This is a genomic window from Lachnoanaerobaculum sp. OBRC5-5, from assembly GCF_000296385.1.
In the GTDB taxonomy this organism is placed as follows: Bacteria; Bacillota; Clostridia; order Lachnospirales; family Lachnospiraceae; genus Lachnoanaerobaculum.
This window is the reverse complement of record NZ_JH815185.1, coordinates 2461625-2482544: the sequence shown is the minus strand read 5'-3', so window position 1 is coordinate 2482544 and position 20920 is coordinate 2461625. Positions and strand designations below refer to the sequence as shown.

25 protein-coding genes, 1 tRNA gene and 1 pseudogene are annotated in these 20920 nt (G+C 37.4%); 2 read left to right on the top strand and 25 right to left on the bottom strand.

The features are described 5' to 3' along the window. Positions 1 to 2: 2 nt before the first annotated feature. From HMPREF1135_RS11470 to HMPREF1135_RS11450, 5 genes are all read right to left on the bottom strand, one after another. Complete coding sequence (locus tag HMPREF1135_RS11470; protein WP_007595356.1) at positions 3 to 776, bottom strand: amino acid ABC transporter ATP-binding protein; 774 nt, start codon at positions 774 to 776, stop codon at positions 3 to 5. Positions 777 to 795: 19 nt separating this feature from the next. Beyond that, a complete protein-coding gene (locus HMPREF1135_RS11465) occupies positions 796 to 1467 on the bottom strand; it encodes an amino acid ABC transporter permease (RefSeq protein ID WP_007595355.1) in 672 nt (223 codons plus the stop codon). After that, positions 1448 to 2107: an amino acid ABC transporter permease gene (locus tag HMPREF1135_RS11460; protein WP_007595354.1), complete on the bottom strand. Its 660-nt coding sequence runs from the start codon at positions 2105 to 2107 to the stop codon at positions 1448 to 1450. Before HMPREF1135_RS11460 ends, HMPREF1135_RS11465 begins: the two co-directional genes overlap by 20 nt. Positions 2108 to 2330: 223 nt before the next feature. Continuing rightward, entirely contained in the window at positions 2331 to 3164 is an 834-nt protein-coding gene (locus tag HMPREF1135_RS11455; RefSeq protein ID WP_007595353.1) for a CAP domain-containing protein, read from the bottom strand. 74 nt (positions 3165 to 3238) lie between these two features. Further along, positions 3239 to 3691, bottom strand: coding sequence for a hypothetical protein (locus HMPREF1135_RS11450; protein WP_008749950.1), 453 nt, complete (start codon positions 3689 to 3691; stop codon positions 3239 to 3241). A 151-nt stretch (positions 3692 to 3842) separates the two neighbouring features. On the opposite strand from HMPREF1135_RS11450, the pseudogene HMPREF1135_RS13580 reads away from it, so the two are divergent. Continuing rightward, positions 3843 to 4367 (top strand): annotated as a pseudogene (locus tag HMPREF1135_RS13580) (transposase); the annotation flags it as partial. Between the two features lie 111 nt (positions 4368 to 4478). Here HMPREF1135_RS13580 and HMPREF1135_RS14470 read toward each other — a convergent pair. The 15 genes from HMPREF1135_RS14470 to trkA form a co-directional block, all read right to left on the bottom strand. Then, positions 4479 to 4622 (bottom strand): cyclic lactone autoinducer peptide, encoded by a 144-nt coding sequence (locus HMPREF1135_RS14470; protein WP_008749952.1) that lies wholly within the window; start codon positions 4620 to 4622, stop codon positions 4479 to 4481. 118 nt (positions 4623 to 4740) lie between these two features. Beyond that, positions 4741 to 5259 (bottom strand): NUDIX hydrolase, encoded by a 519-nt coding sequence (locus tag HMPREF1135_RS11435; protein WP_007595342.1) that lies wholly within the window; start codon positions 5257 to 5259, stop codon positions 4741 to 4743. 40 nt (positions 5260 to 5299) lie between these two features. Further along, positions 5300 to 5743, bottom strand: a complete 444-nt coding sequence (locus tag HMPREF1135_RS11430) for a MarR family winged helix-turn-helix transcriptional regulator (RefSeq protein WP_007595340.1) — start codon at positions 5741 to 5743, stop codon at positions 5300 to 5302. A gap of 75 nt (positions 5744 to 5818) precedes the next feature. Continuing rightward, positions 5819 to 6364, bottom strand: a complete 546-nt coding sequence (locus HMPREF1135_RS11425) for a glutathione peroxidase (RefSeq protein ID WP_007595338.1) — start codon at positions 6362 to 6364, stop codon at positions 5819 to 5821. 14 nt (positions 6365 to 6378) lie between these two features. Beyond that, on the bottom strand, positions 6379 to 7296 hold the full coding sequence (locus tag HMPREF1135_RS11420; protein WP_007595336.1) for an NAD(P)/FAD-dependent oxidoreductase: 918 nt from the start codon (positions 7294 to 7296) through the stop codon (positions 6379 to 6381). 65 nt (positions 7297 to 7361) lie between these two features. Further along, positions 7362 to 7670, bottom strand: a complete 309-nt coding sequence (trxA, locus tag HMPREF1135_RS11415) for a thioredoxin (RefSeq protein ID WP_007595330.1) — start codon at positions 7668 to 7670, stop codon at positions 7362 to 7364. A 79-nt stretch (positions 7671 to 7749) separates the two neighbouring features. After that, positions 7750 to 9147, bottom strand: a complete 1398-nt coding sequence (locus HMPREF1135_RS11410; RefSeq protein WP_007595329.1) for an alanine/glycine:cation symporter family protein — start codon at positions 9145 to 9147, stop codon at positions 7750 to 7752. Positions 9148 to 9182: 35 nt separating this feature from the next. Further along, positions 9183 to 9944: a tRNA threonylcarbamoyladenosine dehydratase gene (locus HMPREF1135_RS11405; RefSeq protein WP_007595328.1), complete on the bottom strand. Its 762-nt coding sequence runs from the start codon at positions 9942 to 9944 to the stop codon at positions 9183 to 9185. 166 nt (positions 9945 to 10110) lie between these two features. Continuing rightward, positions 10111 to 10659 carry a DUF2812 domain-containing protein gene (locus tag HMPREF1135_RS11400; protein WP_007595326.1) on the bottom strand — a complete coding sequence of 183 codons (549 nt, stop codon included), beginning with the start codon at positions 10657 to 10659 and terminating at the stop codon, positions 10111 to 10113. Between the two features lies 1 nt (position 10660). After that, the gene (locus HMPREF1135_RS11395) at positions 10661 to 10981 is read right to left on the bottom strand and encodes a PadR family transcriptional regulator (protein ID WP_007595324.1); all 321 of its coding nucleotides are present in this window, start codon (positions 10979 to 10981) and stop codon (positions 10661 to 10663) included. A gap of 504 nt (positions 10982 to 11485) precedes the next feature. Beyond that, complete coding sequence (locus HMPREF1135_RS11390) at positions 11486 to 12385, bottom strand: MetQ/NlpA family ABC transporter substrate-binding protein (RefSeq protein WP_007595321.1); 900 nt, start codon at positions 12383 to 12385, stop codon at positions 11486 to 11488. Positions 12386 to 12459: 74 nt separating this feature from the next. Next, positions 12460 to 13140, bottom strand: a complete 681-nt coding sequence (locus tag HMPREF1135_RS11385) for a methionine ABC transporter permease (RefSeq protein ID WP_007595319.1) — start codon at positions 13138 to 13140, stop codon at positions 12460 to 12462. After that, positions 13097 to 14167, bottom strand: coding sequence for a methionine ABC transporter ATP-binding protein (locus HMPREF1135_RS11380; RefSeq protein ID WP_007595317.1), 1071 nt, complete (start codon positions 14165 to 14167; stop codon positions 13097 to 13099). The genes HMPREF1135_RS11385 and HMPREF1135_RS11380 overlap by 44 nt, the downstream gene beginning before the upstream one ends. An 84-nt stretch (positions 14168 to 14251) precedes the next feature. Beyond that, positions 14252 to 15700 (bottom strand): TrkH family potassium uptake protein, encoded by a 1449-nt coding sequence (locus HMPREF1135_RS11375; protein ID WP_007595315.1) that lies wholly within the window; start codon positions 15698 to 15700, stop codon positions 14252 to 14254. Beyond that, a complete protein-coding gene (gene trkA, locus HMPREF1135_RS11370; protein ID WP_007595313.1) occupies positions 15700 to 17058 on the bottom strand; it encodes a Trk system potassium transporter TrkA in 1359 nt (452 codons plus the stop codon). The genes HMPREF1135_RS11375 and trkA overlap by 1 nt, the downstream gene beginning before the upstream one ends. Positions 17059 to 17242: 184 nt before the next feature. Here trkA and HMPREF1135_RS11365 point away from each other — a divergent pair, with 184 nt between their 5' ends. Further along, entirely contained in the window at positions 17243 to 17479 is a 237-nt protein-coding gene (locus tag HMPREF1135_RS11365) for a hypothetical protein (protein ID WP_007595311.1), read from the top strand. A 48-nt stretch (positions 17480 to 17527) separates the two neighbouring features. On the opposite strand, the gene HMPREF1135_RS11360 is transcribed toward HMPREF1135_RS11365, so the two are convergent. From HMPREF1135_RS11360 to HMPREF1135_RS11340, 5 genes are all read right to left on the bottom strand, one after another. After that, entirely contained in the window at positions 17528 to 18541 is a 1014-nt protein-coding gene (locus HMPREF1135_RS11360; RefSeq protein WP_007595309.1) for an SH3 domain-containing protein, read from the bottom strand. Next, entirely contained in the window at positions 18532 to 19353 is an 822-nt protein-coding gene (locus HMPREF1135_RS11355) for a CvfB family protein (RefSeq protein WP_007595307.1), read from the bottom strand. The genes HMPREF1135_RS11360 and HMPREF1135_RS11355 overlap by 10 nt, the downstream gene beginning before the upstream one ends. Before the next feature lie 9 nt (positions 19354 to 19362). Then, entirely contained in the window at positions 19363 to 20073 is a 711-nt protein-coding gene (locus HMPREF1135_RS11350; protein ID WP_007595305.1) for an acyl-[acyl-carrier-protein] thioesterase, read from the bottom strand. Between the two features lie 24 nt (positions 20074 to 20097). Then, positions 20098 to 20745 (bottom strand): gamma-glutamyl-gamma-aminobutyrate hydrolase family protein, encoded by a 648-nt coding sequence (locus HMPREF1135_RS11345; RefSeq protein ID WP_007595303.1) that lies wholly within the window; start codon positions 20743 to 20745, stop codon positions 20098 to 20100. Between the two features lie 69 nt (positions 20746 to 20814). Next, positions 20815 to 20886 (bottom strand) — tRNA-Gln (locus HMPREF1135_RS11340). Positions 20887 to 20920 lie beyond the last annotated feature (34 nt).

The window sequence follows — 20920 nt, the reverse complement described above, 5'->3', positions numbered from 1 at the left end:
ATCTATATATTATATTCTTCCTTATCATCCTTAATGGATTCAAATTCGAAAATATTCAAAAATTGTCTTGCTCTTTCAGTCTTCGGCGAAGTGAAAAAGCTCTTAGGTCTACCCGTTTCCACTATATTTCCTTTGTCAAGGAAATATACTCTGTCGGCAACCGCCTCCGCAAATTGCATCTCATGGGTTACAATAATCATCGTTGAACCCTGTTTAGCCAAATCAAGCATTACATCAAGCACTTCTCTTACCATCTCAGGGTCAAGAGCAGCTGTAACCTCATCAAATAATAAAATCTCAGGATGCATTGCCAACGCTCTTACTATTGCCACTCTTTGCTTTTGTCCGCCTGAAAGCTCTCTCGGATAGGCATTTGATTTGTGTACAAGGCCTACTCTTTTAAGAAGCTCCATCGCCTCCTTTTTTGCACTCTCTTTATCTACTCCGGCTACCTTTGTAGGTGCCAGAATGATATTTTCAAGTATTGTCATATGTGGAAAAAGTTCATAGCTTTGAAAAACCATACCTATTTTTTGTCTGAGTTTTGTCAAATCATTTTGCTTATAGTCAATGACTTTTCCGTCAAGGCTTATACTTCCACCCTGTATTTCTTCCAGACCGTTTATACATCGAAGTAATGTGGACTTACCGCAACCGCTTGGCCCTATAAGTACTATTACCTCTCCCTTGTTCAGTTCAAGGCTCACACCGTCAAGTACAGCATTTTTTCCGTCATAATTTTTTACAACATTGTTTATTTCCAATAATGCCGGCATATTCTCTCCTTCCTTCACACTAATTTCTTTTTTCCAGATATCTTGCAAGCATACTTATCGGGGTACAAGCGATAAAATACATCATAAACACCACCAGATATACTCCGAAAGCCGCATTCGGGCTTGAATTTCTGTTTGCCTCCGTTATCTGCTGTGCCACCTTTATTACCTCAACAACTCCTATCATAAGTACAAGTGATGTAGTCTTTATCATTCTGGTAATCAGGTTAATTGAAAGCGGAATAAGTCGCTTTATTGTCTGAGGTATAATGATGTAGATAAAAGTCTGTTTCTTATTAAGTCCCAGTGCCTCACTGCTCTCATACTGATGCTTGGGAATACTTGTAATAGCTCCCCTTACCAGATCTCCCATCTCAGCAGTTCCCCAAAGGCTGAATACTATGATTGCTGAAAGTTCGGCGGAGATATCTATTCCAAGTGCTCTTGTACTTCCGAAAAATACTATAAACAAAAGTACAAGCTGCGGCATTATTCTTATAATTTCAAGATATATCCTAAGCACCGCTTTTAATATCGGATTTTTAAAAGTCATCAAAATACCGACCAGGATACCCAGGGGGATACTGATAAGCACAGATATTAAACTGATTCTAAGTGCTATACCAAGTCCGCCAAGAAGTCTTATGGCATTCTTTCCTTTAAATATCACATCAAGACCCAAATCCGGCATATCGTACCCTCCTTTCTACATAGGAACCGAGTATTGATACCGGTAATAATATAATTAAATAGAAAAATACCAGCAGTACAAGGCTCTCAACAGTTTTATAATACAGGCCTATCAAATCTTTTGCGGTAAACATAAGATCCATTAAGCTGATAGCCGAGAACACGGATGTTTCTTTCAAAAGAAATATTATATTGGCTACAAATGCGGGTGTACTTATTGAAACAGCCTGAGGAAGTAAAATATAAAAGAGTGTCTGATTGTGGCTAAGTCCAAGACTTAATGCACTCTCTTCCTGTATTTTATCTATAGTTTCTATTCCGCTTCTGAAAGCCTCACACATATAGCTACCTCCCAGAAATGCAAGTCCGAACACTCCGCATACAAAGGCGTCTATCTTTAACCCAAGCTTCGGCAAACCGTAGTATATAAAAAACAACTGTATGATAAGCGGCGTATTTCTGCTCATTTCAATATATACACTTACAAGTTGACTAAGTATCGGTATCTTCTTATGTAAAACAAGTGTACATAAGAGCCCTACAATTATTGCAAGTATGATTCCCAGTATACCTATTTTCAATGTCAGTATGGCTGCATGTATGTATAAAGGAAACACCTGTTTTATAAATTCAAAATCCATAATGTTACTCTCCAAGATACTCTTTGTATCTCTGCATTTATTTTATGGAGATGATAATATCACTATAAACCCTTTTTGTCTATAGGTTTATAGTATTTATTTTTATATCTGCATAATGCCAAAAAATCTTTACAAATATCGTACAGTCTTTAGCAAAAAAACCTATACTCCAAAGCAAAATAATGCTTTAAAGTATAGGTTTAATTTGGTACTTATAAAATATTTATCTTCTTGCACCGAAGTTTTGAACCCAGTAAAGTGTACTGCCGTCATTATAACAACCTACACCTATTAAGCTGAAATCGTCACTTAGTATATTTTCTCTATGCCCCTGTGAGTTCATCCATGAGTCCATAACACTTTCAGGGCTTCTTTGTCCCATTGCAACATTTTCTCCCCAGGTCATAAGTCCTGAAGGCATTAAAGTACGATAGCTTGAACCGTCAGGTCTTGTATGTGAGAACAATGTCACAAGTTCCTTTGCTCTTATATCCGCACTGTTCATAAGTGCACTGTCGGCTGAGAGTGGGGAAAGTCCGTATTTTGCTCTCTCCTCGTTCACAAGCTCAATAACTCTCTGCGCAAGGGCGGCTGTAGAAGTCTGATTTGAAGCCGATCCCGATGTTGTATTTGCACTGTTGTTTTGCCTGCCGTTTGTTTCGGTCATTCTTCCGCCCGGCTGATATGCTCCGCTTGCATCAACAAAGTATCCGTCAGGTGTATATGTGTTTGCATCCATTCTGCCGTCGTTGAAAGGATTCATATAATACCATGTATTATTTACATTGACCCAGCCTACTTTCATATCACCGTTGTTTGTATCCAGATAATACCAGTCTTTTCCGTCTTTTAACCAGCCTGTTTGCATATATCCCGATCCGTTCATATAATACCGGACATTGTTTATACTAAGCCATGATGACCTTACATATGATCCGTCCGAAAGCTGATACCACCATCCGTTATTATCTCTTTTCCAACCTCCGGTTGCTCCAAATGTAGGCACAGCCATCAATAATGTACTTGCTACCAATCCGAGAAAAACTCTTTTTTTCATACATTGCTCCTTTCAATATTAATTTTAAAATTATTATCTAACAAAATATTTACCATAGATAAAATTTGCTTTGTCTATAATCTACTTTCTCCATGATATACTTCTTCTGCAGTATCACTATTGACATCAACTATTACTTTATCAACATTCTCCTTAAAATTAGGGATATTAACAAATATTTCTGAAGATACTTCATCATCGCTGTAAACTGGAATAGCCTTTAAATTAATTTTTAATATACTGTTCTCATATGTTATCACATTTACTTTGAGCTTTGAATAAAAGATAATATCTCCATAAGTTCGATAATAAAAATTGTAATTATCACTATTATTTATAATATAATACCTATTATCAATAAGTTGCTTAATATCTACTTCAAATTTATTTTGTTCATAATACAAAATAGAACCATTATTTTGTGTTTTTTCACAACCTGATAAATATAAAGCACTTAATAACAAAATTAAAAATAAACTATTCTTATAGAATATCATAATTACACCCACTAATCCTAAATTATTCATAGCATAGCTATGTCTGCGGCTGAAAGCCACATAATTACTGCATTTACAAAACTTTCTTACTTTCACCTAAAAAGTGAATAGAAAAAAGACCTCTTTCTTGGTAAAATTAAGGTGTCAAATCAAAACAATGCCAAGGAAAGGAAGTCCTCTTATGTCAATTTTAAACACTATTTCACTTGAAAGCAACAAGAAAATTAAAATAAATTTTAACGGTGGAAATCTCTCTTCTGATGGAGGGCTGCTCCTCATCAAAGAATTTGCTGCAAAGGTAGGTCTTATAAAGCTTTTGAAAAAGCTCTTCAAAATCAATGACCATACAAACAGCCGTATTCATACAGATTCTGATAACCTTATGCAGATGCTCTACCAAATTATAGCAGCCTATTTTGAGGATGATTGTGCAGATAAACTGACTAATGACCCGGTATTAACATCTATTTTGGAAAAAGAAGCCTTGGCTTCTCAACCTACACTATCTCGTTTTTGAAATAGAATGGACAACGACACTCTTACACAGCTTGATTCTATAAATGCAAAAATGCGTGATATTGTCTATTCTATTAAGGCTCCGGAGCACATGTTTTTTGACCTTGATTCTACACTGCTTAACACCTACGGCAAGCAGGAAGGCGAAGGTTTTAACTTTCATTATCAGGCTCACGGTTATCATCCACTACAGCTCTTATCATTTGTGTTAATCCAAATGCATAAATTTCCTTATCATCTTCCAGAAAAATATTATTTTCGATCACATATTGTATGATTTTTTTGATAGCCTTTCCATAACTTAAAATTTACGCAACTTTTTCACTTTGTCAGGTAACTCAGGCTGATGATAAATAAAAGCACACGCTGAATTTGCATTAAAAAGTGCAAATACAAATGAGCATAGAGCAATGCCTTTACTTATTAGCAATAAATACTTTTTCATAGTTAAATCTTCTTCCGGTAATAAATATTACATATAGTTTACCCTAAATAGAAGCAAAATAAAATAACAAATTTCATACAAAAAAGCCGCGATTTTCTCGCAGCTTCAAAAAAACATCTTATAAATTATATAAAACTTCCTTTACATTATCAAAATGTAGGAATTCACCTCTTTTTGCTATCTCTTTTATCTTTGGAACACTTAATATCTTAAAATCCGATACTTCCTCTACCTGCATTTTTATATTTCGCACATCATCTTCCGATATAATATAAGAATACATATCCACAAAATAACTGTTGCTTTCAGTATTTATCCTCTTATAGGTATACAGCTTTTCATAGTCTCTGTCATAAAGATTTATACCTGTTTCTTCCAAAATTTCTCTACGTACGGCATCCTGCGAGTTCTCTCCGGCTCTTACTCCACCTCCGGGTATTTCCCAGAGTCCTCCGGCATATCTCTTATCAGGTGAACGTTTTGTAATCAATACTTTTTTATCCTCTGTAAAGAGTATTCCTATTACAACCAAATGAAATTGTTTAGGGTTTAGAGAAAGATTATATCTGTCTACAGTCTCTCCTGTAGGCATCTTGTTTTCATCATATATGTCCCAAAGTTCTTTTTCTGCACTCATTCTTACTACCGTTGCTGCAAATTGTCAGCTCTTTCAAGGTCTATGCAACATCTCCCATTTCACTTAAAATTTTATTCAGCATGGTACGAAGCTGTGCCATCTCTTCATCATTTATATTCAAACAGCCTCTCATACCTACCGGTATGTCAAGCGCGCTTTCTCTAAGTTCTTCTCCGCTTTTTGTCAATGTAACTATAAGTGTTCTCTCATCTATCTTTGAACGTTCTCTTGTAACATAACCCTTTGATTCAAGCTTCTTTAATACAGGTGTAAGTGTACCTGAGTCAAGGAAGAGTTTATCTCCCAACTCTTTTACATTCAATTCCTTATCTTCCCACATTACCATCATTACAATATACTGTGTATATGTAAGATCAAGCTTATCAAGATATACTTTATATCTTCTTACTATTTCCTTTGAGCAGGCATACAGTGGAAAGCAAAGTTGATTTTCCAGTTTAAGTGAGTCGTACTTATCCGCCATTTTAATATTCCCTCTTTCTTTTAAAAGACTTTAAGGAGCCTTTATTTTCATAAACGCTCCCCTGTCTTTTCTATATTAGATTAATTTTTTTACAGCCTCTTCTACTACTTCAACACCTTCTGTAGGCTCAAATCTTCTTACAACATTTCCGTTCTTGTCGATAAGGAATTTTGTAAAGTTCCACTTGATATCAGGCTTGCTTGCATAGTCGGGATCGGCCTCACCAAGCATCTTTGTAAGAAGCTTTGACATATCATTGTCTGCGCCCCAGCCTGCAAAACCTTTCTCGCTCTTAAGATACTTAAATAACTCACAAGCTCCGTCACCGTTTACTTCTACTTTTGAGAACAACGGGAAAGTTACACCGAATCTTGAACTGCAGAACTTAGCAATCTCCTCATCACTTCCCGGTGCCTGATGTCCGAACTGATTACATGGGAAATCAAGTATCACGAAATCCTTATCCTGATAGTCTGCATAGAGCTTTTGTAACTGCTCATACTGTGGTGTAAATCCACACTCTGTTGCAGAGTTTATTATAAGCACTACCTTGTTCTTATAATCACTAAGGCTTACTTCCTCGCCCTTGTTGTTCTTTGCTTTAAAATCATATATATTCATATCTTTTCTCCTAACTATATATTAAGTGTTTCCACATATTTTGCCGCTGCAATTCCTGCTACCGCACCGTCTCCCGCTGCAGTTACAAGCTGGCGTACTTCCTTTGTTCTGCCGTCTCCTGCCGCAAATACGCCTTCCGTCTTTGTCTTACAGTCTTCACCTGATACGATATAACCTGCCTTATCAAGCTCTACTACATCTGCAAAGGCCGCATTATCAGGTACCTGACCTATTGCTACAAAGAGTCCGTCCACTGCAATCTCTCTTTTTTCACCGGTATTTTTATCTTCTACAACTACTCCTGTAACTGCAAAGGACTCTTCCTTTATCTCCACAATATTTGAGTTTAAAACAAACTCTACATTGTCTTTCTTCTTTAAAGCCGCAACTACAGCTTCCTCAGCTCTGAACTCGTCTCTACGATGTATCACATATACTTTCTTTGCAACATTGGCCAAGAATGTAGCATCCTCTATGGCTGTATTACCTCCACCGTTCACAGCAACAACTCTGTCTCTGTAAAACATTCCGTCACAGGTTGCACAGTATGATATGCCTGAACCAACCAATTTTTTCTCATTAGGAAGTCCGAGAGGTCTGTTCTTTGCGCCGGTAGCAAGTATTACCGACTTTGCATCATAAATTTCCTTTTCAGTCTTTACTTTCTTTATATTACCTTCAAGGCTGATGCCAACCACCTTTTCATATTTTACTTCAGCACCCAGATCTTTTGCCTGATTAAATAAATCTGTGGCAAATTCAAATCCTGAAGTTTTCTTGATAGCAGGATAATTTTCTATCTCAGGAGTATTTATTATCTGTCCTCCATAAGATGCGCCCTCAAGTACGAGTACCGATTTTCCCGCTCTTACTCCGTATATTGCAGCTGACAATCCGGCTGTTCCGGCGCCCACTACTACTATATCGTACATATAATCACTTCTTTCTTTAATGTAAATGTATCTGAATATGCGATACCGCTCTTAATCAGCTACTATTATGCCAACAAAGCCTTTACTTCATCCTTTGTTATAAGACCTACCGACTTGTTTACAACTTCACCGTTTTTGAATACCAAAAGTGTAGGTATTGACATAACATGGAACTTGTTTACCAAATCAGGATTCTCATCCGCATTGATCTTAGCTACCGAGAAACCTTCCGCCTCCTCAGCCACTTCATCAACTATAGGTGAAAGCATCTTACATGGACCGCACCATGGTGCCCAAATATCTACCAATACAGGTTCTTTTGCGTTTAAAACTTCCGCTTCAAAATTCTCACTTGTAATTGTCTTTACTGCCATAACTTTTTCTCCTCCGAATCTTTTCTTAAATAGCTTATGATTATATTTTACACAATCTTATTTTATTGTCAAGTGTTTTTTATTTTTCTTTTCCCTCAGTCTCAAAATATTCCTTTGTCAGCTTAACCACTACATTTGAAAGTAGGAATAGTGCTATAAGGTTAGGTATAGCCATAAGTCCGTTAAAAGTCTCCGATATATCCCATAAAAGCCCGAGGTCCATCGTAGCACCTACTATTGCAGTCAAAGAATATACCACCATAAAAGGCTTTATAACCTTTTCACTGAGTAAGAACTCTATGCATCTTGCACCGTAAAGTCCCCATCCTATAATTGTTGAGAAAGCAAATGAGCACATAGCTATTGCTGTAAATATTGATACTCCGTTACCGTATGTCTTTATAAATCCGCCTATGGTAAGTTCGGCACCTGAAGGCGAACCGAAAGGAATAGTTACTCCCGAGCAAAGTATTACCAAAGCTGTAAGTGTACATATAACTATGGTATCGGCAAACACTTCAAATATTCCGAAAAATCCCTGTTTTACCGGTTTTCCTGTATCTGCCGATGCATGTGCAATAGGGCCTGTTCCAAGTCCCGCCTCATTTGAGAATATACCTCTGGACACTCCCTTTTTCATGCTTAAAAAGAAGCTTCCTATAATACCTCCGGTGACCGCTCTCGGATTGAACGCTCCGTATATAATACTTCCAAAGACCTCAGGTAATCTGTTTATGTTTAGAAAAACAACTCCAAGTGCCAATATTACATATATAAGCGCCATGAAGGGTACAAGCTTTTCAGTCACCGATCCTATTCTTTTGATACCGCCGAGTAAAACCAGTCCCACAAGTAGGGTTACAATGATTCCTATGACCAAGTTTATCATCTCATGTCCACCCGGTTTTACTATTCCATATCCTTCAAGTGCTACATTTATAGCTGCCGTAATCGTATTTACCTGAGTGGCATTTCCTGTTCCGAATACCGTAAGAGTACCGAATGTTGCAAATAAGTAAGCCAAAAACAGCCATCTTTTTGAAAGACCGTTTTGAATATAATACATCGGTCCTCCTACAAGATCTCCATGCTTATTTGTTTTTCTGAAATATACGGCAAGAGTAACCTCCGCGAATTTTGTACACATTCCAAGTATTGCGGATATCCACATCCAGAATACACTTCCCGGACCGCCTATTGATATGGCACCTGCAACACCTGCGATATTTCCTGTTCCCACTGTGGCCGCAAGTGCCGTAGTAGCAGCTTGGAAAGGAGAAAGTGCACCGTCTGCTACATCTCTTTTCTTAAAAATTCTACCGACAGTGGTCTTCATTATATATCTGAATTTTCTTATCTGTAAAAATCCTGTCCTGATACTTAAGAATATGCCTACACCCATAAGAGCTATCATTGCCGGCACACCCCATATGAACCCGCTTAGAGCCGCGTTCAGCTTCGTAATAGTTTCAATCATATTTCCCTCTCAAAATATTATTTAATTGATGATACTTATTCCGTAACATCCTTTATCAAATCCTTTATTACTTCTCCGGCTATTATAAGTCCCACAACAGAAGGGACAAAAGCAACGGAACCCGGGATCGATCTTCTGTCAGTACATTTTCTCTCAGTTCCCGGAGGACATACACAGTGAGAACTGCAACTTATACTTTCATCCTCAAAAGGTACTATAGGCGCTTCTTTTGAATATACCACCTTAAGCTTTTTTATATTTCTTTTCTTAAGCTCACGCCTCATAACCTTTGCAAGCGGGCAAACACTTGTCTTATATATATCGCTCACAATAAAGCCTGTAGGGTCGAGCTTATTTCCCGCACCCATACTGCTTATTATCTTTACATTACTTTCATTTGCCTGCATTACGAGGTTTATCTTGGCAGTGACCGTATCAACCGCATCTATCACATAATCATAATTTGAAAAATCAAATTCGGATGCATTCTCCGGCAAATAAAAGCATCTGTAAGTGGTAACCTTACACTTTGGGTTAATACTCAATATCCTCTCCTTTGCCACATCCACCTTATATTTTCCGATACTTTTTGTATCCGCTATTATCTGTCTGTTAATATTTGTAAGACATACCTTATCATCATCTATAATATCAATAGCTCCCACTCCTGACCTTGCCAGTGCCTCTACACTGTATCCTCCGACTCCTCCGACTCCAAATACGGCAACTCTTGAATTTTTCAGCTTTTCCATGGCTTTTTCTCCCAGCAAAAGCTGTGTTCTTGCAAACTGATCCATATATCTAATTTGGATAATAAATCCATCCTCTCATAATTTTACGCTATCATGCAAGTTTATATTTTATAATGATAATTGTCAATAAATATCAAATATGATTTTTACACAATATTTACAGACAAAAAACCCCTCAAATCCGAAAAACGAATCTGAGGGGTTAATAATTTTATTCCCAAATATCTCTGTCCACATCACTGTTTAAATTTTTCTTTTGCTTACAAATACCTGTAGTAAAAAATATTATTCCGGAAATCATAAATCCAAGCCCAAATACAAGCAGTATCCAAAAAGGTGCATTCTTTTCATTAATATAGTTAAACATTTGAATAAATAAAAATACTCCTAAGATAAATTGTGATACACCAATACTTATAAAAAATGAATATCGCTTTTTCATTTGATTATCTACCTCCTTGCTCTCGGTATAAAGTTCCAATTCTCCATCTGCTTTATTTTTTCTCAAATACACTCTGCCGGCATATTCTGTAATCACACTGATACCGGTCTGCTCCAAAAACTTTAAATATTCCTTTCTGCTTTTACCCATATAATTCGGGATATCTATTTTATATTGAAATTTTGCCGGAGAAACATCTTCAAACTCATATATGCCGTTAGAGTATCCTATAAGCATCTTTCCCTGTTCTCCCTGTTCATTCAGCCAATTCTCTTCCTCGCTTATATCCAAAAAAACTTTTTTAACTGTAGACTTCATCTTACGCCTCCTTTAACTTTCTTGCATTTGAGAGTAATTCCTCCAATCTTGAAATTTCTTTTTCAAAATATTCTTTACCCTCATCCGTTATAATATACTCAATCTTTCTATCCATTGACTGTTCATCAGTCTGTTTTATCCAGCCTTTTTTTTGTAATGTGTCGAGTGCTCCGTATAATGTTCCGGCTCCCAGATTTACACGCCCATCTGTCATCTCCATTATATCCTTCATAAGTGCATATCCATGTGCTTTCCTATGCAGCCTGAGTAAGATGTAATAAATGGACTCTGTCAACGCCCCGCTGTTTGATAACCTACCCATATTCCCTCCTTCTAATTGTTCGGATTTTGAATATTACGTTTTATGTTATTACACTTTTCTATATATCTTTAACTGTAATATATCATAATCCGTAATAGCTGTCAATATTTTTCTCTAAAATATATTAAAATTAATTGTTAAAGTTACTTCTTATTTAAGCTTCAACACAAAAAGATTGCAAAACTATATTCATTTCGCAATCTTTTTTTTAATATATAAAAGCCGACATCTCTGTCGGCTTGTATTTTTTGGGAGGAGAGCCGAATGTATCGGCTCGAGTATTATGAAAAAAATCTTTTATTTTTATAGACTCGCTATCTCTCGTCTATGTTTTGTATTATAGAAAACAAAAGTGGCTAAAGTTTGTTTTTTATGTAAAAGGTTTTTGAATTAGATATGAACAATATATGAACTCTGTCCGGAGCCGGTATTCTTATAAAAAAAGCCGCCGTATATTCCGACTTTTGAAATATACGACAGCTCTTTTTTATTTTTTAGAGAAAATTATTTCCATGCAGGTAAATAAGCACCCTTATATACGTCTTCAATGACTTTCTTCACATCATCACTCTGATATGCCTTTACAATCTTTTTGTAATTCTCATTGTCCTTGTCCTCAGTTCTTGCAACAATAACATTTACATACGGATTGTCTGTTCCCTCCTGTACCTTCTCAAGGAAGATAGAATCGTTCTCAGGATTTAAACCGTTGTCTACAGCATGTCCGCCGTTGATTACTGCGGCAGCCACATCAGGTAAAAGACTTGGTGTATTTGCAGCCTCTACTTCTGTAAACTTGATATTCTTAGGATTCTCTGTAATATCGCTGAGTGTAGGTGTATATCCGGCATCAGGATTTACTTTGATAACTCCTGCACTCTCAAGTACCTTTAAAGCTCTACCGCCGTTTGTAGCATCACTTGGGATTGCAATTGTGTCGCCGTCCTTTAACTCTGAAAGGTCGGTAATCTTCTTTGAATATACTCCAAGAGGTGCAACGATTGTATCACCGATTGCCTCAATCTTATATCCGTTATCCTTTATATCATTTGCAAGATATGCCTTGTGCTGGAAAGCATTTAAATCGATCTCTCCGTCATTTAAAGCTCTGTTCGGCAATGAATAGTCTGCAAACTTTACAAGCTCTACAGTGATGCCTTCTTTTGCCATAGCATCTATTACAGGAGTCCACTGCTCGTTGTTCTCACCTACAACACCGATTTTGATTGTTGTATCGCCTTCTGTCTTAGCGCTCTCCCCCGCTTTAGTGCTTTCTTCCATCTTCTGACTTGCATCAGCCTTTGTACTCTCTGCACTTGTATCCGCCTTCTGACTTGAACCGCATGCAGTAAGTCCCAAAGTTAAAATAGCGCCTACTGCCAATAATTTACTTAATTTTCTCATAATTAACCTCCTTATGATTATATATATATTTTATCAGTGCTCCGAATATAATCAAATCACTGCATAAAATCCTGTTAATGTGTGTTTTTCTTTATTGCTCTGTTTCCAATGCCCTGTATCAAGCTTACCATTACAAGTATAATGATTACCGTTACATAGGTTACATCAGTCTGATTTCTTTGATGTCCGTATCTTATGGCAAAGTCTCCAAGACCTCCACCGCCTATAGCTCCGGCCATCGCTGTAAGTCCCAAAAGTGATATAAATGTAATCTGTACACCTCTGATAATTCCCGTCATACTTTCTCTTAAATACACTCTGAAAATAATCTCTATAGGTGATGAACCCATACTCTGTGCCGCTTCTATCAGGCCGTTGTCCACTTCATGCAATGCACTTTCAATCTGTCTTGTAAAGAAAGGTACAGTACCGAATACCAAAGGAAGTATCGCACCCTTTGTTCCTATTGCAGTTCCTACCACCATTCTTGTAAAAGGTATAAGAGCCGCAAGAAGTATTACAAAAGGTATTGATCTGAACACATTGATAAGCTTATCTAATATATTATAAATAAATGCATTCTTAAGTATCCCCTTCGGTGCGGTCACAACTATCATAACTCCGAATATAAGACCGAATAAAAGTGAAATTGCACCTGATAATACCATCATATTCAAAGTTTGTAAAGTAGCTTCGATAAGTTCATTCGGTTTAGCCGATATGTTTGGTAAGAGAATGTGTAAAAATTCTTTCATCCTTTATCACCTCCACTCCTACTTCCTTATCGTGCAAATGCTTGATAGCGGCATCTATATCGGCCTTTTCTCCGCTGACTATCGCCACGGTTCCTCCTATAGGTGCTCCTTTTACTATTTCCACATCCGCATATATTATATTAAGATTTATATTAAACTTTCTGGAAACTTCCGAAATCAGAGCCTCCGAAGTATTGGCTTTCTTATAACTGAGTCTAAGTATAACTTCTCCGGGACTTAACTTAACCACATCAGAGCCTGATGCTATAAGTCCCTCTATCTTTTGAAGATTTGAGGTGGTCTTTATAAAGTCCTTGGTAATCTGATGTTTAGGGTTTGCAAATATTGAGAATACATCTCCTTCTTCCACTACATTACCGTTTTCCATTACCGCCACTCTGTCACAGATCTGCTTTACAACAGCCATCTCATGTGTAATGACCACTATTGTGATTCCGAGCTTTTTATTAAGACTTTGCAAAAGTTCCAAAATGGAAGCCGTGGTCTGAGGATCGAGTGCCGATGTCGCCTCGTCACATAAAAGTACCTTAGGATCGTTTGCAAGAGCCCTGGCTATCGCCACTCTTTGCTTTTGACCTCCCGAGAGCTGACTCGGATATGAATTTTCTTTATCCGCTATATCTACAAGTGCCAAGAGTTCTCTGACCTTAGCCTTTTTTTGAGCCTTTGTAAGTCCGCTTCCAAAAAGTGAATATTCTACATTATCGGCTACCGTCCTTGACGGCATCAAATTAAAGTGCTGGAAAATCATTCCGATTTTTTTTCTTGCTTTTCTTAAATCTCTAGCTGAAAGGGCTGTCAGATCCTTGTCGTCTACAAATACTTTTCCCGAGTTCGGTCTTTCCAAAAGATTTATACATCTTACAAGTGTGGATTTTCCCGCGCCGGAAAATCCAATAATTCCGAATATCTCTCCCTTTTCTATCACTAAAGATACATCTTTCACCGCATGAACCGTATTACTTCCTGCACTGAAAGTCTTTGTAACATTTTTCAGTTCAATCATTGTATCTTTATTTCCTCTTTCCTATCATATTAGTAGGAATTATAAAGCACCTGCAAAGATTTTGCAAGTGCTTTAAAAATAAAATTATTTATCTTTTCCTATTCTCCATACTCCGGGGCTGAATAAAAGAAGCATCGGATATAACTCAAGTCTTCCCGCCAACATATCAAATGTAAGCACCAGCTTTGAAAAATATGAATATATATTGAAGTTTGCCATAGGTCCCACCTTAGCAAGTCCCGGACCTATATTGTTGAATGTAGCCGCTATGGCTGTAAAATTGGTTTCAAAGTCAAAATTATTGAGTGATAGTAAAAACATTGATATTACATATATCATAATATATGTGAGCATAAATACTCTTATATTGTTAAGTACCGGCTTTTCAAGTACCTTACCGTCCATCTTTATAGTTTTTACACCTCTTGGATGAATATAGTAACCAATCTCCTGAAATACAGATTTTAACATAACTATAATTCTTGAAACCTTAATTCCACCACCTGTACTTCCGGCACAGGCACCGCACATCATAAGGAAGATTATTACATTTCTTGAAAGCTGCGGCCAAAGATCAAAGTCTGTGGTTGAATATCCTGTGGTGGTAATAATCGATCCCACCTGGAATGCCGCATGGTTTAGTGCTATCAAAATATTTTCAAAATATCCTCTGATATTTATTGTGATAATAATAATTGCGGCAAAAATTATTCCGAAATACCATCTCACCTCTTCTATCTTAAAGGCATCTTTTTTATGCTTTCCAAGCAGTAAGAAGTAAGCATTAAAGTTAACACCGAAAAGTATCATAAAGACGGTCACCACCACCTGTATCGCATAGGAATAACTTCCAAGGCTGTCCGCCTTTATACCGAAACCTCCCGTACCTGCCGTACCGAAGGTAATACAGAGGGCATCAAATACAGGCATCTTTACAACAAGTAAAATAACAAACTCTATAACCGTCATTACCAGATATATAAGATAAAGAATCTTTGCAGTATCTCTAAGCCTTGGAACAAGTTTTCCGACTACAGGTCCCGGGCTCTCCGCCTTCATAAGATGCATATTGTAGCCGCCTGCCATAGGAAGTATCGCAAGAAGTAACACAATAACACCCATACCGCCTACCCAGTGTGTAAAGCTTCTCCAGATAAGTGATGTATGGCTGAGGCTCTCCACATCTTCAAGTATACTGGCACCCGTGGTGGTAAATCCTGATACCGTTTCAAATAAAGCATCTACCATATTCGGAATCTCACCTGTAAGTACAAAGGGAATTGCTCCCACCACACTGAGTACTATCCATGAGAGTGCAACCATTACAAAACCTTCTCTTGCAAAGAAAACATTTTCAAATTTTTTCTTACTTGAAATAAGGTATCCTATAATTGCAGACACCGCACCTACAACCAAGTACGCCATGCCCTCATGTTCACCGTATATAAGTGATGTTACCGCCGGTATCAAAAAACAGGCAGACTCCAGCATCATCACCTTTCCCACTATATATAATATAATTGAATAGTTCATTACTTTAATATATCCTCTAAATTTTGCATACCCGTAATTCTTGTTATTATAATAACAGAATCATTTCTTTGTAATGTTGACTTACCGTTAGGTATCATCACTTTTCCGTCTCTGATAATACCGGCAACAAGTACACCTTCTCTTATAGGCAATGCCTCCAAGGTGGCACCTGTCATACCGGAATCTTCCTTTATATAAAACTCCAAAGCTTCTACCTTGCCATGTATAATCCTATAAAGTGCCTCGACATTATTGCTTCCTACACTGTTTTGTAATCCTCTTACGTATCTTACAATATATTCCGCCGTGATATGCTTAGGATAGATCATACTTCCAAGATCGAACTTCTCTATAATATCATCAAATGCAATACGATTTATCTTTGTAACTATTTTGGCATTTGAAACACTCTTTGCATAAAGTGAAAGGAATGCATTCTCCTCATCAATTCCGGTAAGCGAAACAAAGGATGAACATTTCTCTATTCCCTCCTCCAATAATACATCCTTATCAGCCGCATCGCCGTGGATGATGACCGCATTCGGAAGCATTGCGGAAAGTTCCTCACATCTTTCATAGGATTTTTCTATTATCTTTACTTTTATTCCAAGAGGTAAGAGCTGCTTTGCCAGGTAGTAGGCGATCGTTCCTCCACCGACTATCATGGTATCTCTTACACCGCTACTGTTGCATCCGACTTTCTTAAAGAAGTCTTTTGCATTTTCTGTGGAGGCCACAATACTTACAATATCTCCGTTTTGCAGTACAAAGCCACCATTTGGTATAATTACCTCCTCTTCTCTTTCCACCGCACATATAAGTACATCCGACTTTATATTTCTTCCGACATCTATAAGGCTCTTTCCGACAAGTATATTGCCCTCAGGTATCTTATATTCCAAAAGCTCCACTCTTCCTCTTCCGAAAGTATCTATTTCTATAGCCGAAGGGAACCTTAAAAGTCTTGCCATTTCTGTAGAAGCCGCATACTCAGGATTGATAGTCATAGCAAGTCCAAGTTCTTTTTTCATAAATCCGATGTCCTGACTGTACTCAGGATTTCTTACTCTGGCTATGGTATGTTCCGCTCCGGCCTTTTTTCCTACCATGCAGCACAGAAGGTTTAACTCATCCGATTCTGTAACTGCAATCAATAGATCCGAATCTTCTATTCCGGCTTCCTCCAATATACTATGTGTCGCTCCGTTTCCTGTAACACCCATTATATCAAGTCTGGCCGCCAAAGCCTTTACAACCGCTTCATCTGTATCAACTATTGTTATATCATGTCCTTCTGCACTAAGTTGCTCCGCGATAGTCGAACCAACCTTACCGCAGCCTACAATTATTATCTGCATTTCCGTCTCCATTATTGAAATACTTATATTATGTTACCTTGTAACATCTGCCTATTGTAGCACAATAAACTTATATTTGCCATATCTAAGAAATTCACTTCTGCCATATCTAAGAAATTCACTTCTTTACTCTGCATATCTATTTTGCTATACTGTAGAAAAATATATTTGTATGGAGGTTTATGTGAAAGTACAAAATATCAAAGACGTTGATGCTTTTTTCAAAGTAATCGATGAATGCAAAGGAACAGTTGAGCTTGTTTCCCCTGAAGGTGACAGAATCAACCTTAAGAGTAAGCTTACACAGTATCTTTCAATGGCAAACATCTTTTCAAACGGCTATATCAAGGAACTTGATCTTGTAGCACATGATAAAGAAGACGTTGAAAGAATAATAAAATTCATGTATCAGGGTGAATAAAATATATTTACCTAAAAAAGATCCGGCATTAAACTGCCGGACCTTTTTTTATACCTTATAAGCATTCTCATTCTTATAATTTTCCACTATTCTGTATTTTCTACTTGGGCTTTCGGTATCATATCGCTTTTGATAAACACCGTCATCATCCACCCAATAATAAGTACCGTTTATAGCCGACTTGATATAGCATTTTACAAACAGATAGTAGTCCTTACCGAAGCAGTAATCCTTTCCTTCAATAGTTTTCCACTCCGCTTTGGCATATTTGTAGTCCTTGTCCACATACCACCATCTGTTATTATCATTGTAATCCTTTATCCAGCCCCTTACAAAGTTTCCGCTTATATAGCCTTCGGATATATGAAACCATGGATTATATCTGCTTGCAATTCTGCCTACAGCCTTCAGCTTTTCCCCTTCACTTAAGTTTTTTACTATGGAAGATGAGGTATTCGGTGCGTTTCTGACTCTTACACCGCTTCCTGTAACTGTAAGTCTTGCACTTATGGGAATTTCATTAACTCCTGTATCGGTAGAGCTTTGTTTAACTGACTTTTTTTCATAGCCGGGCCTTGCAAACCCCACTATTGTATAGCCTTTCCCTTCAAAGCTTCTCTTTCTTGTCATTACCATACCGCCGTTTGCGATATTTCCGCTGCCGGTATTGCCCTCTATTGTTTCATATGTACCGTCTCTGTTTGCCGAAATTACAATTCCCGCATGATTTACTCTTCTTGATTTTGATGCCTCTGCAGTCAGAATAAGAATGATATCTCCTCTTTGTCCCTTATCAAAAAGCATATTTTTATTTTTGTAATAACTGTATACGCTTTCCGTGGAGGCTGTCTTCATTCCGTCACAAAAAACATGTTCCACTCCGGCCATCCTGAAAATATCCCAAAGAAAAGTCACACACCATGGATATGTTGCCACACTGCCGTCATATACTTCCTGCCCGTAATAATCTGTGTTAAATACTACATTATTGCTTTCCGGCGGATCTTCAGTAACACCGACATATTCTTTTGCTTTGTTTATTACATCATCAATTAAAGACATTTGATGTCTCCGTCCGCTATTTCTATTTTGCCTTCTTTTAAAAGATGTCCTACCGCTCTTTTGAAAGCATTCTTACTAAGCTTAAGCTCCGCCTTTATTCTATCGGGAGAAACGCTCTCATCAAAACCTAAGCTTCCGCCTCTACTCTCAATTATATTGTAAAGAATATCCGCATCGGTAAGCAGCTGTCTGTAAGCCTTTTTTCTCGGACTCAAGTCAAGCTTTCCGTCTTCTCTTACTCTTATAACTCTCATATCAAGTCTGTCACCGATTTTGATGTCCTCAAAACTCTCATTTGGCGGTATCATGCCGTTGTACTTGTCGTCTACCGCTACAAATATACCCATCTTTTTGATTTCAAATACCGTTCCGACAACTTCATCGTCCTTTTTATACGGACTGTTCGGTGAAAGATGTGAATAGACCTTTGCACTGGCCGCAAGTCTGTTACTCTTATCTACATAAAGATATACAAGTATCTCATCACCCTCTTTTACCTTATTCACAGTCTCCTTAAAAGGTAAAAGCACATCTCTTTCAAGTCCTATATCAAGAAACGCTCCTATTCCTGTTGTAGATTTTACAAGTAGTCTTCCGACTTCTCCAACCAAAATTTTAGGTCTTCTTGTAGTCGCAATAAGTCTGTCTTTACTGTCACGATATACAAATACTTCTATCTCACTTCCCACTTCACAGCCTTCCGGTACTTCCTTCATAGGCAAAAGTACTTCTTCACCGTTCCCGTCTGTAAGATATACACCGAAATCTTTCTTTCTGTCAACTTTCAGGCTCTGTATTTTTCCTAATTCCATAAATCCCCCTTAATATTCAAATCTGGCGATAGCATATGTATCTCCCTTTGGATCTGCCAGATTTACAATATATGAATTTTCATTCTTTGTAATTCTAGGTAAAATCACATCATTCAATACGGCCGCCTTCTTGTATTGTACACTTATTTTTTTTACTTTGAAATCTTCTTCAATAATATTTTTTGCTTTACTTACATATACCGCATTATTCATATGATGATTTGTATCCAAATCATTCTTGCTTACCACAATTTCCTTGCCGAGTTCGTACTCTGTCGGTATATCAAATTTTCTGACAATCTCAGTCATATCGAGGCGTTTCTCATTTCCTGCCAAATACTTTTTTAAAGCTTCATCTGTAGGTTTGGTAGGTCTTTTATTGTCCAAATCATAATGAAACCATATGGAATCCGCTTTTACCAAAAACTCACCGTTTTCATCTTTTAAAAAGAAATTTCTATAGCCGTAAAAGCTTTTAAAGTTGTAGGCAAATGTGCCTACTTCCACTTTCTGTGCAAGTCCCGGCAATCTGCTTATATCTATCTGCCAGGAATTCACCCACCAGGCTTCCTTTTTCCCTTGTAAATATTTTATTCCAAGTCCCATGTCCTCAGATTGAAATGTTGAACAGTCCTGAAATAAATTCAAAAGTCCTACCAAAGACAGCTCTCCATTCTCCCCCAACTCACTGTATCTGATTCTTTCATTAAATGAATACATTTGACTACCTTACCTCACTGTCTCTTATTTTAAAAGAGATTTGAAATACTCAAAAATTTCCTCACCTACTACCGCATCATCTCTTCTTTGTTTATAAGACATTCTCTCAGGATGAAACTGTGTAGCTATAATCGGTAATTCTTCATGTATAACGGCTTCACATACTCCGTCCTCGGAGCGTAAAACCGCCTTCAGTCCTTTCCCGAGTTTTTTTGCGCCTTGGTGATGTGCGGAGTTTATATTGAAAGTTTTACCGTAAAATTTTTCAAACAAATTTCCTTCTTCTACACTTTTTACACTGTGTATGCTGTCATTATCATTTTTTCTTGTATGAATATCTCTTGTTGCAAGATCCTGATGTAAACTTCCTCCAAAGTATATATTTATAAGCTGCATACCTCTGCAAATGCCTAAGATGGGCTTTTTTGCCTTTACAAATGCATCTAAAATATCTCTTTGTGCTTTATCAAGCTCTCTGTCAGGCTCATCCGAACCGTTCATTTCTTCACCATAGTAAACAGGATCTATATCTCCACCACCGGGAAGAAGCAGACCGTCACATTTTATGGCTTCATCCACATCAAGAGTTGCGATAACTTCTATATCATTTTCTTTTAAAGCATCGATATAATTTGTCAAGTTTTCAGTCCCTGCAAGTGCTACCTTCTTCATAAAAAATCCTCGTCTATATATACTAAAAAACTCCCACAAACATCATTGTTTGAATGGGAGTTGTAAAAGCTGGGCTACTAGGATTCGAACCTAGAAATGCTGGAGTCAGAGTCCAGTGCCTTACCATTTGGCGATAACCCAAAACTGACTTTAATAGGATACTGCACTTAAATAC